This is a genomic window from Bradyrhizobium sp. SMVTL-02 (assembly GCF_051853005.1).
GTDB lineage: Bacteria > Pseudomonadota > Alphaproteobacteria > Rhizobiales > Xanthobacteraceae > Bradyrhizobium.
In genome coordinates this window covers 5,291,551-5,310,744 of the sequence record NZ_CP182469.1, presented here as the reverse complement: position 1 = coordinate 5,310,744, position 19,194 = coordinate 5,291,551, and the positions used below count along the sequence as shown (strand labels likewise).

The 19,194-nt window shown below is 64.3% G+C and carries 20 protein-coding genes and 1 pseudogene; 13 read left to right on the top strand and 8 right to left on the bottom strand.

All coding sequences use genetic code 11. From position 1 onward, the window contains the following. Positions 1 to 130 precede the first annotated feature (130 nt). The 4 genes and pseudogenes from ACNJYB_RS25370 (at position 131) to cynS (ending at position 4,030) form a co-directional block, all read left to right on the top strand. A pseudogene (locus tag ACNJYB_RS25370) lies at positions 131 to 1,512 on the top strand (CmpA/NrtA family ABC transporter substrate-binding protein). 184 nt (positions 1,513 to 1,696) lie between these two features. Beyond that, positions 1,697 to 2,539, top strand: coding sequence for a nitrate ABC transporter permease (ntrB, locus tag ACNJYB_RS25365; RefSeq protein ID WP_439369168.1), 843 nt, complete (start codon positions 1,697 to 1,699; stop codon positions 2,537 to 2,539). 5 nt (positions 2,540 to 2,544) lie between these two features. Further along, positions 2,545 to 3,468 (top strand): ABC transporter ATP-binding protein, encoded by a 924-nt coding sequence (locus ACNJYB_RS25360; protein ID WP_439369167.1) that lies wholly within the window; start codon positions 2,545 to 2,547, stop codon positions 3,466 to 3,468. 73 nt (positions 3,469 to 3,541) lie between these two features. Continuing rightward, positions 3,542 to 4,030 carry a cyanase gene (gene cynS, locus ACNJYB_RS25355; protein ID WP_211403748.1) on the top strand — a complete coding sequence of 163 codons (489 nt, stop codon included), beginning with the start codon at positions 3,542 to 3,544 and terminating at the stop codon, positions 4,028 to 4,030. A 98-nt stretch (positions 4,031 to 4,128) separates the two neighbouring features. Here the strand turns inward: cynS and ACNJYB_RS25350 are convergent, their stop codons facing one another. After that, entirely contained in the window at positions 4,129 to 4,452 is a 324-nt protein-coding gene (locus ACNJYB_RS25350; RefSeq protein WP_439369165.1) for a DUF1476 domain-containing protein, read from the bottom strand. A gap of 331 nt (positions 4,453 to 4,783) precedes the next feature. Here ACNJYB_RS25350 and purC point away from each other — a divergent pair, with 331 nt between their 5' ends. Both purC and purS read left to right on the top strand, forming a co-directional pair. Continuing rightward, positions 4,784 to 5,551 (top strand): phosphoribosylaminoimidazolesuccinocarboxamide synthase, encoded by a 768-nt coding sequence (gene purC, locus ACNJYB_RS25345; protein WP_172782948.1) that lies wholly within the window; start codon positions 4,784 to 4,786, stop codon positions 5,549 to 5,551. Positions 5,552 to 5,565: 14 nt separating this feature from the next. Continuing rightward, entirely contained in the window at positions 5,566 to 5,805 is a 240-nt protein-coding gene (gene purS, locus ACNJYB_RS25340) for a phosphoribosylformylglycinamidine synthase subunit PurS (protein WP_439369163.1), read from the top strand. 21 nt (positions 5,806 to 5,826) lie between these two features. On the opposite strand, the gene corA is transcribed toward purS, so the two are convergent. After that, positions 5,827 to 6,843, bottom strand: coding sequence for a magnesium/cobalt transporter CorA (gene corA, locus ACNJYB_RS25335; protein WP_439369162.1), 1,017 nt, complete (start codon positions 6,841 to 6,843; stop codon positions 5,827 to 5,829). Positions 6,844 to 7,010: 167 nt separating this feature from the next. Here corA and purQ point away from each other — a divergent pair, with 167 nt between their 5' ends. Continuing rightward, a complete protein-coding gene (gene purQ / locus ACNJYB_RS25330; protein WP_439369161.1) occupies positions 7,011 to 7,712 on the top strand; it encodes a phosphoribosylformylglycinamidine synthase subunit PurQ in 702 nt (233 codons plus the stop codon). Beyond that, complete coding sequence (locus ACNJYB_RS25325) at positions 7,709 to 8,683, top strand: tripartite tricarboxylate transporter substrate binding protein BugD (RefSeq protein ID WP_439369159.1); 975 nt, start codon at positions 7,709 to 7,711, stop codon at positions 8,681 to 8,683. Before purQ ends, ACNJYB_RS25325 begins: the two co-directional genes overlap by 4 nt. 297 nt (positions 8,684 to 8,980) lie before the next feature. On the opposite strand, the gene ACNJYB_RS25320 is transcribed toward ACNJYB_RS25325, so the two are convergent. Further along, complete coding sequence (locus ACNJYB_RS25320) at positions 8,981 to 9,946, bottom strand: DMT family transporter (protein ID WP_439369157.1); 966 nt, start codon at positions 9,944 to 9,946, stop codon at positions 8,981 to 8,983. Here ACNJYB_RS25320 and ACNJYB_RS25315 point away from each other — a divergent pair. Next, positions 9,882 to 10,037 (top strand): hypothetical protein, encoded by a 156-nt coding sequence (locus ACNJYB_RS25315; RefSeq protein ID WP_439375797.1) that lies wholly within the window; start codon positions 9,882 to 9,884, stop codon positions 10,035 to 10,037. The genes ACNJYB_RS25320 and ACNJYB_RS25315 overlap by 65 nt on opposite strands. Here ACNJYB_RS25315 and ACNJYB_RS25310 read toward each other — a convergent pair. Then, a complete protein-coding gene (locus tag ACNJYB_RS25310; protein WP_439369155.1) occupies positions 10,022 to 10,501 on the bottom strand; it encodes a PaaI family thioesterase in 480 nt (159 codons plus the stop codon). The genes ACNJYB_RS25315 and ACNJYB_RS25310 overlap by 16 nt on opposite strands. A gap of 185 nt (positions 10,502 to 10,686) precedes the next feature. On the opposite strand from ACNJYB_RS25310, the gene purL reads away from it, so the two are divergent. Beyond that, positions 10,687 to 12,897 (top strand): phosphoribosylformylglycinamidine synthase subunit PurL, encoded by a 2,211-nt coding sequence (gene purL, locus ACNJYB_RS25305; protein ID WP_439369153.1) that lies wholly within the window; start codon positions 10,687 to 10,689, stop codon positions 12,895 to 12,897. 156 nt (positions 12,898 to 13,053) lie between these two features. Here purL and ACNJYB_RS25300 read toward each other — a convergent pair whose 3' ends face one another. Beyond that, entirely contained in the window at positions 13,054 to 14,244 is a 1,191-nt protein-coding gene (locus ACNJYB_RS25300) for an acyltransferase family protein (protein ID WP_439369152.1), read from the bottom strand. Positions 14,245 to 14,426: 182 nt separating this feature from the next. On the opposite strand from ACNJYB_RS25300, the gene ACNJYB_RS25295 reads away from it, so the two are divergent. Continuing rightward, a complete protein-coding gene (locus ACNJYB_RS25295) occupies positions 14,427 to 14,600 on the top strand; it encodes a DUF1328 domain-containing protein (protein ID WP_439369150.1) in 174 nt (57 codons plus the stop codon). A 67-nt stretch (positions 14,601 to 14,667) separates the two neighbouring features. On the opposite strand, the gene ACNJYB_RS25290 is transcribed toward ACNJYB_RS25295, so the two are convergent. Continuing rightward, complete coding sequence (locus ACNJYB_RS25290) at positions 14,668 to 15,027, bottom strand: DUF427 domain-containing protein (protein WP_018647428.1); 360 nt, start codon at positions 15,025 to 15,027, stop codon at positions 14,668 to 14,670. A 212-nt stretch (positions 15,028 to 15,239) separates the two neighbouring features. Here ACNJYB_RS25290 and ACNJYB_RS25285 point away from each other — a divergent pair, with 212 nt between their 5' ends. Together ACNJYB_RS25285 and ACNJYB_RS25280 are read left to right on the top strand one after the other, a co-directional pair. Next, a complete protein-coding gene (locus ACNJYB_RS25285; RefSeq protein ID WP_011088461.1) occupies positions 15,240 to 15,476 on the top strand; it encodes a BolA family protein in 237 nt (78 codons plus the stop codon). A 39-nt stretch (positions 15,477 to 15,515) separates the two neighbouring features. Next, complete coding sequence (locus ACNJYB_RS25280; protein WP_439369147.1) at positions 15,516 to 16,709, top strand: low temperature requirement protein A; 1,194 nt, start codon at positions 15,516 to 15,518, stop codon at positions 16,707 to 16,709. A 13-nt stretch (positions 16,710 to 16,722) separates the two neighbouring features. On the opposite strand, the gene egtD is transcribed toward ACNJYB_RS25280, so the two are convergent. Next, the gene (gene egtD, locus ACNJYB_RS25275) at positions 16,723 to 17,694 is read right to left on the bottom strand and encodes an L-histidine N(alpha)-methyltransferase (protein WP_439369145.1); all 972 of its coding nucleotides are present in this window, start codon (positions 17,692 to 17,694) and stop codon (positions 16,723 to 16,725) included. 51 nt (positions 17,695 to 17,745) lie between these two features. Then, on the bottom strand, positions 17,746 to 19,044 hold the full coding sequence (egtB, locus tag ACNJYB_RS25270) for an ergothioneine biosynthesis protein EgtB (protein ID WP_439375644.1): 1,299 nt from the start codon (positions 19,042 to 19,044) through the stop codon (positions 17,746 to 17,748). Between the last annotated feature and the right edge of the window lie 150 nt (positions 19,045 to 19,194).

Sequence of the window (19,194 nt, the reverse complement as noted above, 5' to 3'; positions counted from 1 at the left end):
TCGTTTATCACGAGTTTTCGTAACGGCCAAGCGCGGGCAAAAGTGCTGCGTCATCAGGGCACTGGCCTTGCTGAAGGCCGTGGCATGCTCCTTGCGTAATTCCTCCCCGCAATGACGCGCAGGAGGGCCGATGTCCACGTTCGACAATCCGTTTGATCCCGATCGCAACCTTCGAGCCGGCTGCGTCTGCGGCCAGCATCAATCCGCGGCGGAGCATGAGCAGGCGGCGTCAGCGCTGCGTTGCGACCCCCTCGAGAGCGAGGAGAAGCGCTACGAGGGCGTCGTCGCTTCCGCGGTAATGCGCGCGATGTTTCCGCAGGATGTGGCGCGGCGGGCCTTCCTGAAGTCGGTCGGTGCCTCGACCGCGCTCGCGGCGCTGTCGCAGTTCTTCCCGCTCAAGACCGCAACCGAGCTGTTTGCGCAGACCGGTGCGCCCGAGAAGAAGGACCTCAAGGTCGGCTTCATTCCGATCACCTGCGCCACGCCGATCATCATGGCGGCGCCGATGGGCTTCTATGCCAGGCACGGCCTCAACGTCGAAGTGGTGAAGACCGCCGGCTGGGCCGTGATCCGCGACAAGACCATCAACAAGGAATACGACGCAGCCCACATGCTGGCGCCGATGCCGATCGCGATTTCGCTGGGACTCGGTGCGAACGCAATTCCCTTTGCTGTCCCTGCGATCGAGAACATCAACGGGCAGGGCATCGTGCTCGCAACCAAGCACAAGGACAAGCGGGACCCGAAGGACTGGAAGGGCCTGAAGTTCGCGATTCCCTTCGACTATTCCATGCACAACTACCTGCTGCGCTACTATCTCGCCGAGCACGGGCTCGACCCCGACACCGACGTGCAGCTGCGCTCGGTGCCGCCGCCGGAATGGTCGCCAATCTGCGCGCCGACAACATCGACGGCTTCCTGGCGCCGGACAATATCTGCCAGCGCGCGATCTATGACGGCGTCGGCTTCATGCATCTGCTCTCGAAGGAGATCTGGGACGGCCATCCCTGCTGCAGCTTCGCGGCCAGCCGCGAGTTCATCACGACAGCGCCGAACAGCTTTGCCGCGCTGACGCGCGCCATCGTCGATGCGACCGCCTATGCGTCGAAGGCGGAGAACCGCAAGCCGATCGCGGAGGCGATCGCGCCGGCCAACTACATCAACGCGCCGGTCACGGTGCTGGAACAGGTGCTCACCGGCACCTATGCCGACGGCCTCGGCGGCGTGAAGACGGACGCAAAACGCGTCGATTTCGATCCGTTCCCCTGGCAATCCTTTGCGGTGTGGATGCTGACCCAGATGAAGCGCTGGGGCCAGATCAAGGGCGACGTCGACTACAAGGCGGTCGCCGAGCAGGTGTATCTGGCGACCGACACCAAGAAGCTGATGACGGAGATGGGCCTGTCGCCGCCGGCGAGCAGCTACAAGTCGTTCGCGGTGATGGGGAAGACGTTCGATCCGACGAAGCCGGAAGATTACGTCGCGAGCTTCAAGATCAGGAAGGCGTCGTGATGGACTCGGCTCGTGCTTTCTTCGCCTCTCCCCGCGTGCGGGGAGAGGCCGACCCGCTCCGGGCGATGCGAAGCATCGTCCCGAGTGCGGCGGGTGAGGGGGACTCTCCGCGAGTCCAACTCTCACCTCCCTCGCGGAGAGCCTCCCTCACCCCGACCCTCTTCCCGCAAGCGGGGAGAGGGAGATGAAGTCATCCTCGCTTCGTCTCCGCGCCAGCCTCGTCTCCATCGCGCTCCTCGCCGCGTTCCTCGGCATCTGGCATCTCGCCACGCGCTCGACGGCGCCGGTGGCGGCGATGAGCCCGGAATACGCCAAGCTGATGGGCCTCACCGCCACGCAGGGCAAATCCGCCATGCCGGGGCCGCTCGATGTCGGCGCAAAGCTCTGGGACCATCTGAAGCGGCCGTTCTACGACAACGGGCCGAACGACAAGGGACTCGGCATCCAGCTCGCCTATTCCATCGCGCGCGTCGGCACCGGCTATCTGCTCGCGGTGCTGGTGGCGATCCCGCTCGGCTTCCTGATCGGCATGTCGCCGCTGCTCAGCAAGGCGCTCGATCCCTTCATCCAGGTGCTGAAGCCGATCTCGCCGCTGGCCTGGATGCCGCTGGCGCTCTACACCATCAAGGATTCGTCGGTCTCCGCGATCTTCGTGATCTTCATCTGCTCGATCTGGCCGATGCTGCTCAACACCGTGTTCGGCGTCGCCAGCGTGCGCAAGGAATGGATCAACGTCGCGCGCACGCTCGAGGTCGGCACCGTCAGGCGCGCCTTCACCGTGATCCTCCCCGCAGCGGCGCCGACGATCCTGACCGGTATGCGCATCTCGATCGGGATCGCCTGGCTGGTGATCGTCGCGGCCGAGATGCTCGTCGGCGGCACCGGCATCGGCTACTTCGTCTGGAACGAGTGGAACAACCTCTCGATCACCAACGTGATCATCGCGATCCTCTTGATCGGGATCGTCGGCATGCTGCTCGACCAGATCCTCGCGCGCTTCACGCGCATGGTCACGTTTCCGGAGTAAGGGCGATGACCGACAAGTTCATCTCCATCGAAGGCATCGCCAAGCGCTATTCCGGCGCGGGCGGCGCCACGACCACGGTATTCGAAAATCTCTGGCTGTCGATGGCGCGCGGCGAGTTCTGTTGCGTGATCGGCCATTCCGGCTGCGGCAAGACCACCGTGCTCAACATCCTCGCCGGCCTCGATGCGCCGAGCGAAGGCGCGGTGATCGTCGACGGCCAGGCGATCTCGGGCACCAGCCTCGACCGCGCCGTGATCTTCCAGAGCCATGCGCTGCTGCCCTGGCGCACCGTGCTCGGCAACGTCGCTTACGCCGTGAGCTCGAAATGGCGCAGCTGGGACCGCGCCAAGGTGAGGGCGCACGCGCAGACCTTCATCGATCTCGTCGGGCTCACCGGCTCCGAGCACAAGCGGCCGTCGGAACTGTCAGGCGGCATGAAGCAGCGCGTCGGCATCGCGCGGGCGCTGTCCATCACGCCGAAGATGATGTTGATGGACGAGCCGTTCTCGGCGCTGGACGCGCTGACGCGCGGCACGCTGCAGGACGAGGTGCGGCGCATTTGCCTGGAGACCGGGCAGACCGCGTTCATGATCACCCATGACGTCGACGAGGCGATCTATCTCGCCGACAAGATTTTCCTGATGACCAACGGGCCGGGCGCGGTGCTCGCCGAGGTCGTCGAGAATCCGCTGCCCAGGGAGCGCGGCCGCACCGACCTGCATCGCCATCCGCTCTATTATGCCCTGCGCAACCACATCGTCGATTTCCTGGTGACGCGCAGCAAGACCTTCGCCGCCGAGACGCCCGATCACGATCCGCGCAACGTGCCGGTGGTGCATATCGGCAAGCCTGGCCTCTCGATCGCAGCAAGCGGCGAAGAGCCACGACAGACCTGGACATCCGGGACCAATCCCGGATTGAGCGCCTGATTTGTAGCCGCATGATCTACGGAAAACCGCTTCACACTTTTCCGGATCATGCTTTTGAAGAGGAGACACCGACATGAAACGCGAAGACCTCACCGAGAAGCTGCTCGACATCAAGCGCGAGAAGGGCTGGAGCTGGAAACACATCTGCGAGAAGATCGGTGGCTATTCCGAGGTGCTGATCGTCGGCGCGATCATGGGCCAGATGAAGCTGACGAAGCCGCAGGCGGCGAACGCCGGCGAGTTGTTCGGCCTCTCGAAGGCGGAGACCGCCATGCTCAACGAGGTGCCGATGCGCGGCACCGGCACGCCGATGCCGCCGACCGATCCCCTGATCTATCGCTTTTACGAGATGGTGATGGTGAACGGTCCGGCCTGGAAGGCGCTGATCGAGGAAGAGTTCGGCGACGGCATCATGTCGGCGATCGACTTCGACATGGGGATCGAGCGCGTCGCCAACCCGAAGGGCGATCGCGTCAAGATCACCATGAGCGGCAAGTTCCTGCCGTACAAATATTACGGTGCCAGCGGCAACGTGCCGGAATACGGCTTCAAGGAGGGGTGATTTGGTTTGCCGTCATTCCGGACGCCGCGCCAGCGGCGATCCGGAATCTCGGGTTTCCGGGTTCGCACCGTTGGCGCGCCCCGGAATGACACTGGGCCTTATTTCCCGGCCTTCACCTCGGCCGCCGCCACCGCGAGCAGCTCGCTCATCTTGGCGCGAATCGCCTGTTCGGTGATGGGGACGTTCTTGCCGGCGAAATCGGCCGTGATCTTGCGCAGGACGTCGCCATCGCCGGCCTCCTCGAAATCGGCCGCGACGACCTCCTTGGCATAGGCGGTGGCGGCGTCGCCCGATATGCCGAGCTTTTCGGCCGCCCACAGCCCGAGCAGCCGGTTGCGGCGGGCCTCCGCCTTGAATTTCTGCTCCTCATCGAGGGCAAATTTCTTCTCGAAGCCTTCCTCGCGCTTGTTGAGTTCGCTCATGCGTCTTCCAATTCCCTGCTGACTGGACCCGGCGCCCTCGTTGCGGGAGCCCGGGCGCATGCCTAGATAAGGAGCACGAATCGGCAAAACAACGAGCCGTTAAGCCGCAGGCAAGACGGTATAAGTTGGCGCCGGACGGCCGGATCGATTGTGCTCGGAGAGCCAATCGGATAGGTTGCCTAAAGGCCTGGTTCCCGTTCTGTTTCCAATGGTGTTTCCTTGGGTTACGGACGGGTTCCGAGCCGTTCACGGCAGCTCCGCTGTGGGTCGTAATCCTAGTCAACCGGAGCACACCAAATTCATGGATTTCAACAAAACACGGTACATCCCCATGAGCCGTCGGCGTCGCATTTATGAAGGCAAGGCAAAGGTTCTCTACGAAGGCCCGGAGCCCGGCACCCTGATCCAGCACTTCAAGGACGACGCCACCGCGTTCAATGCGAAGAAGCATCAGGTGATCGAGGGCAAGGGTGTCCTCAACAACCGGATCTCGGAGTACCTGTTTCAGCACCTCAACGACATCGGGGTGCCCACCCATTTCATCCGCCGCCTCAACATGCGCGAGCAGTTGATTCGCGAGGTCGAGATCGTGCCACTGGAAGTGGTGGTGCGGAACGTTGCTGCCGGCTCGCTGTCGCAGCGCCTCGGCATCGAGGAGGGCACGCAGCTGCCGCGCTCGATCATCGAATTCTATTACAAGAACGACCAGCTCAACGACCCCATGGTGTCGGAAGAGCACATCACCGCCTTCGGCTGGGCAACGCCCCAGGAGATCGACGACATCATGGCGCTCGCCATCCGGGTCAACGATTTCCTCACCGGCCTCTTCCTCGGCATCGGCATCCGCCTCGTCGACTTCAAGATGGAGTGCGGCCGCCTGTTCGAGAACGAGATGATGCGGATCATCGTCGCCGACGAAATCTCGCCGGACAGCTGCCGTCTGTGGGACATCAAGTCGAACGAGAAGCTCGACAAGGATCGTTTCCGCCGCGACCTCGGTGGCCTGCTCGAGGCCTATACGGAAGTCGCAAAGCGCCTCGGCATCCTCATGGAGAACGAGCGCCCGCAGGGCACGGGCCCGGTGCTGGTGAAGAGCTAAGAGGGATTATCGACGTGAAGGCACGTGTCACCGTTACGCTGAAGAGCGGCATCCTCGATCCGCAAGGCAAGGCCATCGAAGGCGCGCTGAAGTCGCTCGGCGTTGACGGCATCTCCAGCGTCCGCCAGGGCAAGGTGTTCGACATCGAGCTCGCCGGCGCCGACAAGGGCAAGGCGGAAGCTGCGCTGAAGGAAGCCGCCGACAAGCTGCTGGCGAACACCGTGATCGAGAATTATCGGGTCGAGATCGTCTAGCGTCTCGCCGTCGCCCGGACGTCACAGCCAGCCGACGCGACGGAAGCGCCAGTAGAGCGCGATGCACGTGACGGCCATCACGCCCAGAAGCACGGGATAGCCGTACTCCCATTGCAGCTCCGGCATGTTCTTGAAGTTCATGCCGTAGATGCCTGCAAGGGCGGTGGGGACCGCGAGGATTGCGAGCCACGAGGCGAGCTTCTTTGAGACCGCCGTCTCCTGCGCCTGTCCGACCAGCAGACTGGCCTCGAAGGCGAAGGCCAGCACCTCGCGCATGGAATCGATGCGCTCCTGGATGTTCCTGACGTGGTCGGTAACGTCGCGGAACAGGGGCTGCATCGCTTGCCGCACCATCGACAATTCGTCGTGCTCGAGCCGGCGGCAGACCTCCACCAGCGGCCCGATCGCATTGCGGAGCCGTAGCAGGTCTCGGCGCAGCATGTAGAGCCGTTCGATCTGCGCCCTGGTGGTCGCGTGCGCGAGCACGTCGTCTTCGATGCGCTCGACCTCCTCGTGGATGCTCTCGAGCACGGGCGAATAGTTGTCGACGATGAAATCGAGGATGGCGTAGAGGATGTAGTCCTCGCCCCGCGCAAGCGCCCGCGGGCAGCTCTCGCAGCGGTCGCGCACCGGCGTGTAGGAGGTCGAGGCGCCGTGGCGGACGGTCACGAGATAGCCGTCGCCGACGAAGATGTGGGTCTCCCCGAAGGCGATGCGGCCATCGATCAGCTGCGCCGTGCGCGCCACGATGAACAGGGCCTCGCCGTATTGCTCGATCTTGGGCCGCTGATGGGCGTGGTTGGCGTCCTCGATCGCGAGGTCGTGCAGGTCGAACTGCTTCTGCACCGCGCCGAGCAGCGCCATGTCCGGCTCGTGCAGCCCGATCCAGACCACGTGGCCGGGCTTGGCCCGCCAGCTCGAGGCTTCGCTGATGGCGATGTTGGCGACGCGCCTTCCGTCGACATAGGCGCCGGCGGCGACGACGCCTTCGGTGGACACCGGCTCGGAGGGGGATGCGGGCCGCGACGGGACGTTCATGGCTTCAATCCCGGGCAAGATCGTCGGGCAAAAGTGCCGTGGCTATGGTCTGTGTACAAGGCCGGCCGGCAAGGCTAGCACTGGTAAAATCCCCGTCAAATGGCTATGTCTCTCGACGAATTGGCCCTTTGGCCGCCCCGATTCCCACCGCCGCCGGAACCTCTGCCATGAAAGCCGCCATCCTCGTCTTTCCCGGAATCAACCGTGAGCGCGACATGGCGCGCGCATTGAGGCTGATCTCCGGCAGCGAGCCGGCGATGGTCTGGCACGCCGAGACCTCGCTGCCATCGGGCACCGATCTCGTGGTCGTGCCCGGCGGTTTCTCCTACGGCGATTACCTGCGCTGCGGCGCAATCGCCGCGCGTGCGCCGGTGATGGATGCGGTGCGCGATTATGCGGCGAAGGGTGGCCTCGTGCTCGGCGTCTGCAACGGCTTCCAGATCCTGTGCGAATCCGGCCTCCTGCCTGGCGTCTTGATGCGCAATGCGCGGCTGAAATTCATCTGCAAGGATGTGCATCTGCGCGTCGAGCGCTCCGACACGCCGTTCACCCGCGGCTACAATGCGGGTCAGGTGATCCGCGTGCCGGTCGCCCATGGCGAGGGCAATTACGAGGCGGACGAAGAAACCATCAAGCGGCTCGAAGGCGAGGGGCGGGTGCTCTACCGCTACTGCTCCGCTGACGGCGTCGTGGACGAGGCCCATAACATCAACGGCGCGGCGCATTCGATCGCCGGTATCGTCAACGACAAGGGCAACGTGCTCGGCATGATGCCGCATCCGGAAAACCACGTCGAACACATCATGGGCTGCACCGACGGCCGCGGACTGTTCGCGGGCCTTGCCCAGCATCTGGAAAAGGCCGCGTGATCCCGTTCGTGGTGAAGCGCGCTCTCGCCGCGATCGCGGCGCTGGCGTTCGCGGCAGGCGCATTCGCGCAGGACTATCCCAAGCGGCCGATCACCATGATCGTGCCGTTCGCGGCCGGCGGCACCTCGGACGTGATCGCGCGCACTGTCGCCGAGCAGATGGGCGTCGCGCTCGGCCAGACCATCGTGATCGAGAACGTTGCGGGCGCCGGCGGCTCGACCGGGCTGGCGCGCGCCTCCCGCGCCGAGCCCGACGGCTACACGATCGCGATCGGCAATGCCGGCACCAACGCCGCGACCTACACGATCTATCCAAAGCTGCCGTTCACGCCTGAGTCCTTCGTGCCGATCGCGATGGTGGCGAAGACGTTCGGCATCATCGCACTGCGCAAGGATTTTCCGGCGAAGGACCTCAAGGAGTTCATCGCCTACGCCAAGGCCAATCCGGGCAAAGTCAATCTCGGCCATGCCGGCGTTGGCTCCTCGAACTACCTGATCTGCAAGAGCTTCGTCACCGCCGCCGGGATCGATGCGACGCTGGTCGGCTATCGCGGCGCAGCCCCCGCGCTGACTGACGCGATCGGCAGCCAGATCGACGGCGTCTGCGATGCGGCGGCTTCCGTCTCGCAGTCGATCAACGAGAAGCTGGTGAGGGGCCTCGTGGTCGGTTCGACCGTGCGGCTTGCCACGCTGCCGGAGCTGCCGACATCGGCTGAAGCCGGCGTGCCGGAGTTCGAGGCGCAGGGTTGGAACGGCCTGTTCGCACCGAAGGGCACGCCGCCGGCGGTGATCGCCAAGCTCAATGCCGCCGCTCGCACGGCGGTGGAGACCGACGCGGTGAAGAAGCGCTTTGCCGACCTCTCCACCGTCGCCCCCGACGACAACGAGCACTCGCCGGAGCTGCTGCAGCAGCTGGTGACGCGCGACGTCGAGAAGTACCGCAAGATGCTGGCGGACGACGCCAAGCAGTAGGCAGCTGCGCCATCGCCATTTTGGCTGCGATTTCGACCTGCATCGTCTCGACGAGGCCCTTGAGGAATATCACGCGTCGCAGGCTATTTCCCAACATGAGCCTCCGGTGGCGGGAGTCGGCTCCCTCTCCCGCTGCGGGAGAGGGGTGGGGAGAGGGTGTCTCCGCGGAGGGGCTCCGCAAGAGGATAGAGCCCTCACCCGGATCGCATCTTCGATGCGATGCGACCTCTTCTCCCGCAAGCGGGAGAGGTGAACCGAGCGCTCGGCTCGCATCGATTCAACCACGTTTCATTCTCCCTATCGTAGCTTCAACTTCTCCGCCGGCACCGTCATCGCGGCAACGCCCGCCATCACCAGCAGCAGGCCGAGCGCCAGGTTCGACGGCACGCTCTCGCCCAGCAGCAGCACCGAAAGCCCGACGCCGATCGGGATGCGCAAGTACCCTTGCGCGTTCGTGGTCAGCGTGCCGAGCCGGCCGAGACAGACATAGAACAGCATCAATCCCAGCGCGCTCGAGACGATGCCCATGACGATGGTGGCGACGATGGCTGTCGGCGTCGGATGCAACGTCCAAGGCTGGTCGATGACCAGCGAGGGCGGCAGCAATACGAGGCCGCCGAACAGCAGCGAGCCGGCCGCCACCACCATCGGGTCGTAGTCGGACAGCCTGAGCCCGAAGATGGTTGCGCAGGCGAAGGAGATGGTGGCGAGCAGGATGGCGATCTCCGCCACGATCTCGCTCCCGAAGCCACGCAGGGCATCGAGGCCGACGATGGCGACGGTGCCGGCGAGTCCCAAAATCGCACCCGCGAGCTTCAGCAGCGTCGCCGGCTCGTGCCGGGTGATCAGCGAGGTGATCAGGAAGGCGAAGATCGGCGTCGTCGAGGCCAGCACCACCGTGTTCGAGGCCGGCACATATTGCTGCGACCAGGTGATGATCAGGAACGGGAGGGTCGAGTTGATCAGCTGCTGGGTCGCAAACAGCTTCCAGGCCTTCGCGTCGGTGGGAATTTTGGTGCCGCGCATCCACAGGATCACGAACAGGAAGGCTGCGGCGATCAGGGAGCGCACCGAGATGAAGGTGATGGGCGGGATCGTGGGCAGCGCCAGCTTTGCCAGCGGATAGGTCGAGCTCCAGCAGCAGGCCAGCGCGAACAGCAACGCGTAGTCGCGCCAGTTGCGCGCGCCGGTGGCCGGCATGGATGGCGGCGGCGACGATATTGCTGCCGCTGCGCGGCCCCTTGGCGATGTGCTCTGCGGCACCTTGTTTCTGCTCCCCGGCGCGAACGCGCTCAGCCCAAGTGTGGGCGAGGGGCCGGCAAAAGGGAAGGCGTCGAGCTATGCGTTCGGCTGAGGGAGCGACTTCCACTTCGCCCGCTTGATTGTCCCGGAGAAGGTGAACAGAAGGCGCTCACCGGCGGTCATCTGCCCGCGCAGGAAGATCAGCGACTTGCCGGCGCGGGTGACCTCGCCGGTGCATTCAATCAGCTCGCCCTCGTGTCCCGCATCGAGGAATTCGCAGGCGAAATTGACGGTCACGCCTTTGCCGGCCAGGGCGTGGCGGCCGATCGCGAACAGGCTGTAATCGGCGAAGGCCATGAAGCAGCCGCCATGGACGTTCCCGGAGCCGTTCAGGTGCTTCTTCTCGACCCGGAAGGCGCAGCGGATGCTGCCGTCTTCCTCCAGGCGGTGCCAGAACGGGCCGACATGGTTCTCGAAGCTGTCGCGGATCCAGGTCTGCCAGCCCGCAAATTCGCCCTCGGTCGCGACATGCAGCTCAGGGCGGGGCGAAGCGGCCGTTTTGGTCAATTCGTGCAAGGAAATGGGCCTTCAATTACGGGTGTTTTGACCTTAAATCCGATCCGTCCGCGCCGTGCAATTCCCGTTCCCGCGGGGCCCCCGGCGCAAAACGTGGGACAGCGGGAAAATGCGCCATAAAGGGCTTTTCGCGAGCCCCCGATGTTCCTAAGAACGGCCAAACCGCCGCCGAAAGCCCCGAATCCATGAAGAATGAACCCAAGATCACCCCCGAACTGGTTGCCGCCCACGGGCTCAAGCCCGACGAGTATGAGCGCATCCTGAAGCTGATCGGGCGGGAGCCGACCTTCACCGAGCTCGGCATCTTCTCGGCGATGTGGAACGAGCACTGCTCGTACAAGTCCTCCCGCATCCATCTGCGCGGCCTGCCGACCAAGGCCCCCTGGGTGATCCAGGGCCCCGGCGAGAATGCCGGCGTGATCGACATCGGCGACGGCCAGGCCGTGGTCTTCAAGATGGAGAGCCACAACCACCCGAGCTATATCGAGCCGTATCAGGGCGCGACCACCGGCGTCGGCGGCATCCTGCGCGACGTCTTCACCATGGGTGCGCGGCCGATCGCCTGCCTGAACGCGCTGAGCTTCGGTGCGCCCGAGCATGCCAAGACCCGGCATCTCGTCTCCGGCGTGGTCGCCGGTGTCGGCGGTTACGGCAATTCCTTCGGCGTGCCGACGGTCGGCGGCCAGGTGCGTTTCCACACCCGCTATGACGGCAACATCCTCGTCAACGCGATGGCGGTCGGCCTTGCCGACGCCGACAAGATCTTCTATGCGGCCGCCTCCGGCGTGAACATGCCGATCGTCTATCTGGGCTCGAAGACGGGGCGCGACGGCATCCACGGCGCCTCGATGGCCTCGGCCGAATTCGACGACAAGTCCGAGGAGAAGCGCCCGACCGTGCAGGTCGGCGATCCCTTCGCCGAGAAGCTGCTGCTGGAAGCCTGCCTCGAGATCATGGAGAAGGGCTGCGTCATCGCGATCCAGGACATGGGCGCGGCGGGGCTGACCTGCTCGGCGGTCGAGATGGGCGCCAAGGGCGATCTCGGCGTCGATCTCGATCTCGATGCGGTGCCGACCCGCGAGAGCGGCATGAGCGCCTACGAGATGACGCTCTCGGAGAGCCAGGAGCGCATGCTCATGGTGCTCAAGCCCGAGAAGGAAAAGGAAGCCGAGGAGATCTTCACGAAGTGGGGGCTCGATTTTGCGATTGTCGGCTACACCACGCCGAGCAAGCGCTTCGTCGTCAAGCATGGCGGCGACGTGATGGCCGACCTGCCGATCAAGGAGCTCGGCGACGAGGCGCCGGTCTATGACCGCCCGCATGTCGCCTCCGCCGCGCTGCCGGTCGTGCACGCGCGCGACGTGGTCGCGCCGATGGGCCTCGGTGCCGCGCTGGAGAAGCTGATCGGTACGCCCGACATGTGCAGCAAGCGCTGGGTGTGGGAGCAGTACGACCACGTCATCCTCGGCAACACCATGCAGCGTCCGGGCGGCGATGCGGCCGTGGTGCGCGTGCAGGACGGGCCGAAGGGCCTGGCGCTAACCGTCGACGTCACGCCGCGTTATTGCGAGGCCGATCCGTTCGAGGGCGGCAAGCAGGCCGTCGCCGAAGCCTGGCGCAACATCACCGCGGTCGGCGGCAAGCCGCTCGCGATCACCGACAATCTCAATTTCGGCAACCCTGAAAGGCCCGAGATCATGGGCCAGTTCGTCGGCTGCCTGAAGGGTATCTCGGAAGCCTGCCGCACGCTCGACTTCCCGGTCGTCTCCGGCAACGTCTCGCTCTACAACGAGACCAACGGCCGCGCGATCCTGCCGACGCCCTCGATCGGCGGTGTCGGCCTGCTCGACGACTTCACCAAGTCGGCTTCGCTGGCCTTCAAGGCGGAGGGCGAGGCAGTCCTCTTGATCGGCGAGACCCATGGCTGGCTCGGCCAGTCCGTCTATCTGCGCGACATCTGCGGCCGCGAGGAGGGCGCACCGCCGCCGGTCGATCTCGCCGCCGAGAAGCGCAACGGCGATTGCGTGCGCGGCATGATCCATGCGGGTACCGCGACCGCCGTCCACGATCTCTCCGACGGCGGCTTGCTGATCGCACTCGCCGAGATGGCGATGGCGGGCGGCATCGGCGCAAAGCTGCTGGCGGCACCGACCGCGCTGGTGCCGCAGGCCTATTGGTTCGGCGAGGACCAGGCGCGCTATCTCGTCACCGTGCCGGAAACCGAATCCGGCCGCGTGCTCGCCAAGATGCGCGGCTGCGAGGTGCCCTGCGTGCGGATCGGCACCACCGGCGGCGACGCGATTGCGATCGCCGGCGAGGCGCCGGTTACGATCGACACGCTGCGCAAGTCATTCGAGCGCTGGCTGCCGGAATATATGGGCGGCAAGGCGGCCTGAGCTGCTGCCACTCACTCCGTCATTGGGAGCCAACGGGTCCGGCGCGAAGCGCGGCCCGAAGAGAGGCTCCGCGGAGCGATCCAGATCCTCCGCCGGGATAGTCTGGATTGCTTCGTCGCAAGGGCTCCTCGCAACGACGAGTGGAGAGGCCTGGCCTCACAACACCTTCGTCACGCCCGGGATCTGCCGCAAGGCGCGTGTTAACGCCCAACTGAACGCGACCGTCAGCACGAAGCCGATCGTGGCCTTGACGATCGCCGGCAGGTCATAGTCGAACAGCCAATATTGCAGCCACAGCGCGATCGGGTAGTGCACCAGGAACATGCCGTAGGCGTCCGCCTGCATCGGATCGAGCAGCTTGGCCGAGCCTGATTGCCTGAACCTCTGGAAAAGGGCCAGGATCAGAAACATGATGGCCACGCTGAAGACACTGAAGCAGAGGGCATAGAGCGCTTCATACCAGTCGGGCAACGGCGACGGGTTGCCCAGTATTTCGCGCTTGATGAAGATCAGCGTCCACAAGAGGCAATACGGAACGATCGCCAGCACCATCCAGTCCCAGCTGACCCTTGCCATCCGGCCGTCGACAGCGAGCAGCCCGCGATCCATTTGCGCAACGCCGATACCGGCACCGAAAAAGAAGTAGGTCGCGTAGAGCATCACGCGCCCGTGCTGGACCGAGAACGGCCCGAACTCGAACCAACTGCTTGGTCCGAAGTGAACCCGTCCGGGAATGTAGAACGCCGCGGTGACGGCAAGCATGACCGCGAAGAACGCGGCGGGCCGACGACGACCGTATAGCGAGAGGCGGTTGATCGGATCGAGCAAATTGGGCGACAGCCGATGCAGTATGCAGGCCACCACGTCGAAGCCGAGCAGGACCCAGAGGAACCAAACTGGCCCGCTCGGCCACGGGCCCTTCGTGACCATGTTCCACCAATATTCCGAAAAGCCGATCTCGGGATGGTGTCGGAGCGAGATGGCGTAATAGGCGAGCGGGATGATCGTGAATGCGCAGATCACGAATGGCAGGCCAAGCCGAAGCAGGCGATCTACCAGATAGTTCAGCGCTCCCTTCCGGGCGATGCCAGACCAGGCGAACAGTCCCGACAGGAAGAAGAACATCGCCATGAAGAAACTGTCGGTGGCGAGCACGATCATGTCGAAGCCGAAGAAGTACTTCGGATCGGTATGGCCGAAATAGGTATAGGGGATCACCGCGTGGTGCAGCAGCACCACCAGGGTGAGGAAGGTGCGGGCCCGATCCAGCGACAGGTTGCGCGCCTTGGCCTTCGGTGCAGCTTGCGCCTCCGGGCCGATCGTCGCTGTATGTGACATCGTCGTCATGGTCGCCCCGATTGCGTTCCTGTCCCGAGGCCGAATGTGCCGCCCGGAACCGGATTCAGCAAGGGTTGTGTGAGCCGCCCAACCGTCCTGAGACGATTAGGAACCAGTTCCGCGCAGCAAGGTTAGCGTTCGCGCAAATGGGCTTGAGGGCCGCAACGGACGCTACAATTTGGGAGCTGGTGATGACGATCCTGAAATGGGCGCTGATCTTCTTACTCGTCTCGATCGTGGCCGGCGTGTTCGGCTTCACCGGACTCTCGGCTGCCTCGGCCGATGTCGCCCGCTTCCTGTTCTACGTCTTCGTCGTGATCTTCCTGGTACTTCTGATCCTGGGGCTGACGGTCTTCAGGGCGTAGGTACGCGAGTCATTCCTGGGCGATGCCAGGCATTGAACTCCGGCGCGCCCCGGAATAACCGTTGAACCTACCCCACTTCCTCGATCTTCACCTTGTCCGGATAGAAGGCGAGATGGCCGGATATCTCCGTCATGGCGGGGAAGGGCGTCTCGTAGGTCCAGATCGCGTTGTCGAGCGTTTTGCCGTCGGCCTTGACGCTGTAGTAGCTCGCGTCGCCCTTGTAGGGACAATGGGTGACCCGGTCGGTGCGCTCCAGAAGCGCCATGTTGGCGTCCTCCCGCGGCACATATTGCACCGCCGGATATTTGGCCTCCTTGAGGGTCAGCGCCTTGCTGGTCTCGGCGATGACGATGTCGCCCGCCGTGACGCGGACGCGCCGGGGGTTCGGGGTGATGGTGATGGGGTGGTCCGGCCCTGGAAGCTTCATGATTTCACGCCTTTTCGATCATTCTGCCGCGCGCGGCACTTTGTTGTGCCTTTGTCCCGATGGGATCAGGGATATAGTGCCGGAAAGGGTGACGTAGAAGGCCGTTCACGCTAAGTTTGGCCCGCCGGCAAGTTTGGCTTTTCAGATCCGGACCCCGGCCAGCTATTCGACGACGAGGCTGCTTTGCAGCCGAGCTAAGGAGCTAGACCCGAATGCCCATGGACGCCCACGATATCGAGGCGATGATCAAGGCAGCGATCCCCGATGCCGAGGTGACCATCCGTGACCTCGCCGGCGACGGCGATCACTATGCCGCGACCGTGATCTCGGAATCCTTCCGCGGCAAGTCCCGCGTCCAGCAGCACCAGATCGTCTATCAGTCCCTGCGCGGCCAGATGGGCGGCGTCCTGCACGCGCTGGCGCTGCAAACCGGGGTGCCGGGCACCTGACCTGACGAGCGCCCGATCCGAACGCGCCGGGGAACGACGATGGCTGCCGAGAATTCGCGCGGCGCGATGTTTCGCGTCATCACGCCGAACCAGCCCAGTCGCGTCACCAATGCCGAGCTGTTCTTCGACCTCGTCTTCGTCTTCGCCGTTACGCAAATCTCGCACACGCTGCTGCACCATTTCACGCCGCTCGGCGCGGTGCATGTCACGGTGCTGTTTCTCGCTGTGTGGTGGGTGTGGGTCTACACCGCCTGGGTCACCAACTGGCTTAATCCGGATCTGACGCCGGTTCGCATCCTGATCTTCCTGATGATGCTCGGCGGCCTCGTGCTGTCGACGACCATCCCGACCGCCTTCGAGGGACGGGGCCTGTGGTTCGCCATCGCCTACGCGGCCATGCAGGTCGGACGCACCGCGTTCTGGCTGTTCGCGACCCCCCGCCATCGCACGGCGGTGCGGCACAACGCGATCCGCATCCTGACATGGCTCTCGATCTCGGCGGTGCTGTGGATTGCGGGCGGTCTTTCCGAGGGAGAAACCCGGCTGTGGCTGTGGATCGCGGCAGTCACCTGGGAGTATGTCTCGCCCGCGGTCCGGTTCTGGGTCCCGAAACTGGGCTTCTCGTCGGTCGAGGCCTGGGCGGTCGAAGGCAACCACATGGCCGAGCGTTGCGCCGGCTTCATCATCATCGCGCTGGGCGAGGCCGTCGTGGTGAACGGTGCGACCTTTGCCGAGTTGGAGTGGACGGCCGCGAACATTGTGGCCTTCGTCTCGGCGCTGGTCGGCAGCATCGCGATGTGGTGGGTCTATTTCCACAAGGGCGCGGAGGCCGGCTCCGAGCGCATCTCGAAATCCACCGAGTCCGGCCGGCTGGCGCGGCTCGCCTATACCTATCTGCACATGCCGATCGTCGCCGGCATCATCCTGACTGCGGTCTCGGACGAGCTGGTGCTGAAGCACCCGACCGGCCATTCCGATCTCAGGACGATCGTGAGCACGGTTGGCGGCCCGCTGGTGTTCCTGGTCGGCACCATCCTGTTCAAACACTCGATCCGCGGCTTCCTCCAGCTCTCGCACGGCATCGGCATCATCCTGCTGCTGGTGCTGTGGTGGTTCGCCGCCGATCTCTCACCGCTCTGGCTCTCGGTTGCGACCAGCGTCATCATGATCGTGGTCGCCGTTTGGGAGTCGGTGTCGCTGGGGTCGAAGGTGGAGGAGGCCGGGGAGGATTGAGCTCCCGGCGCTCTTACTCCGCAACCTCCAGCGCATGCACCGAGAACATCATCGCCGCATCCGTCCAGCTCTCGCGCACCCGCCAGCCTGCGCCCTGCGCCAAAGCAGTGAAGCGGTCGATGCTGTATTTGTAGCTGTTCTCGGTATGGATGCTCTCGCCCTTGTTGAACGAGAAGCTGGTGCCGAGCAGGCGCACGGTCTGGCTCTTCCTGCTGATCAGGTGCATCTCGATGCGGTGCCGCTCGCGATTGTAGATCGCGCGATGGGTGAAGGCGGACAGGTCGAAATTGCCCCCGAGCTCGCGGTTGATGCGCACCAGGACATTGAGGTTGAAGCGGGCGGTGACGCCGGCCGCATCATTGTAGGCCTCGTGCAGCACGCGCTCGTCCTTCTCGAGGTCGGCGCCGATGATCATCTGCGCGCCCGGGCCCAGAATCTCGCGCGCGCTCTTCAGGAAGGCCTGTGCTTCGTGCGGCTCGAAATTGCCGATGGTCGAGCCGGGGAAGAACCCGACCTTGGGCATGGAGGCGACTGCTTTGGGCAGCTCGAACGGCGTGGTGAAGTCGGCTGCGACCGGATAGATGCCGAGTGAGGGGAAATCCCGCTTCAGGCCGTTCGCCTGCGCCGCCAGGAAATCGCCGGAAATGTCGACGGGCACATAGGCCGCGAACTTGCAGTGGCCGAGCAGCAGGCGGACCTTGGTGGTCGCGCCGGCGCCGAACTCGACCAGCGCGGCATGCTCGGGAATGATCTTCGCGATCTCGCTGCCGCGCTCCTTCAGGATCGATAGCTCGGTGCGCGTCGGGTAGTACTCCGGCAGGCGTGTGATCGCTTCGAACAATTCCGAGCCGGTCGCATCGTAGAAAAATTTCGGCGACAGCTTCTTCGGTTGCTGCGAGAGGTCCTCGATGGCCTCGCGGGCGAAAGCGGTGGTCTGCTCGTCGGGAAGATGGGCTTCGGCCAAAGCGCTGGCGTGCACATTCATGATACTCTCCTGAACGCGCTGTCCGGCGCGCATCTGTCGTCGGATTAAGGACTAGACGTAATCGGCGAGCCGCAGTCCCGTGAACTGCCAGCGATGGTGCGGATAGAAGAAGTTGCGATAACTAGTGCGGCTGTGGTCCTCCGGAGTTGCAAGCGATGAGCCGCGCAGAACCAATTGGTTGACCATGAACTTGCCGTTGTACTCCCCGAGCGCGCCTTCGACGGCGCGATAGCCGGGGTAGGGCGAGTAGGAGCTGCGGGTCCATTGCCAGACGATGCCGAAGGCGTCGTTGAGCTGCCTGGTGCGGGCCGCGACCTCCCATTCCATCTCGGTCGGGAGATGCTTGCCGGCCCAGCGCGCGAACGCATCCGCCTCGTAATAGCTGACATGGCAGACCGGCGCGTCGGGATCGACCGGCATGAGGCCGGCCAGCGTCATGACCTGCCATGCGCCGTCGACCTCGCGCCAATAGCCGGGGGCCTGCCAGTCTTCCTTGCTGGCCGCGGCGAAGCCGTCCATCAGCCACAGCGTTGCCGTCCGGTAGCCGCCCTCGCGCATGAAGGCGAGCCATTCGCCATTCGTGACGAGATTGCGCGCGACCTTGACAGGGCCGACCAGGGCGCGATGAGCGGGCTTCTCGTTGTCGAAATGGAAGCCGTCATCGACATGGCCGACGGTGTGGATGCCTTCATTGAGCGTCAGCCAGTCGTCGCCGGTGCGCGTCGCCGCCGGCAAGCGCCAGTCCGGGTCGTAGGCCGGATAGACCGGATTCTGCGCGAAGGCGTGCAGGATGTCGGTGAACATCAATTCCTGATGCTGCTGCTCGTGATTGAGCCCGACCTCGACCAGCGGCGCCAGGGCTGCGAGCTTGTCGACGCTCGCTTCGCGGAAGAATTCGACGACGGCCGCATCGACATATCTGCGGTAGGCGCCGACCTCGTCCGCGCTCGGACGGGTGATGTCGCCGCGATGGTTGCGGGCATGACGCGGGCCGGCGCTGACGTAATAGGAATTGAACAGAAACGCGAAATCGGGGTGAAAGGGCCGGTAGCCGGGGGCGTGCTCGCCGAGCAGAAATTGCTCCCAGAACCAGGTGGTATGGGCCCTGTGCCATTTCGCAGGGCTCGCATCGGGCATGGACTGGATCTGCTGGTCCTCCGGCGACAGCGGCGCGGCCCGGCGCTCGGTCTCATTGCGAACCGCAAGAAAAGCCTGTTCCAGCCGCGGGGCGAGGCTGCCCTCCTCGGAGGATAGTGACGAAAGCGCGGAGGCGGCCGTGGCGGAGGCTGGTTTCGTCACGTTTTTCTCCAGACAGGACAAGAGAACGTTGTTGGCGTTGCCCGGTTCCAAAACCAAGGTTCGTCCTAGATAGGGCCTCCGTTACGGTATGAAAGTCCTCCCCGGTGATGATATTTGTGCCATCATGCAATGGGCGGGGCGCCGGGGCCGGCTGCCCAAGACCTGAACGGGGACCGTTCGCCGCCATTTTACTTTGGATGC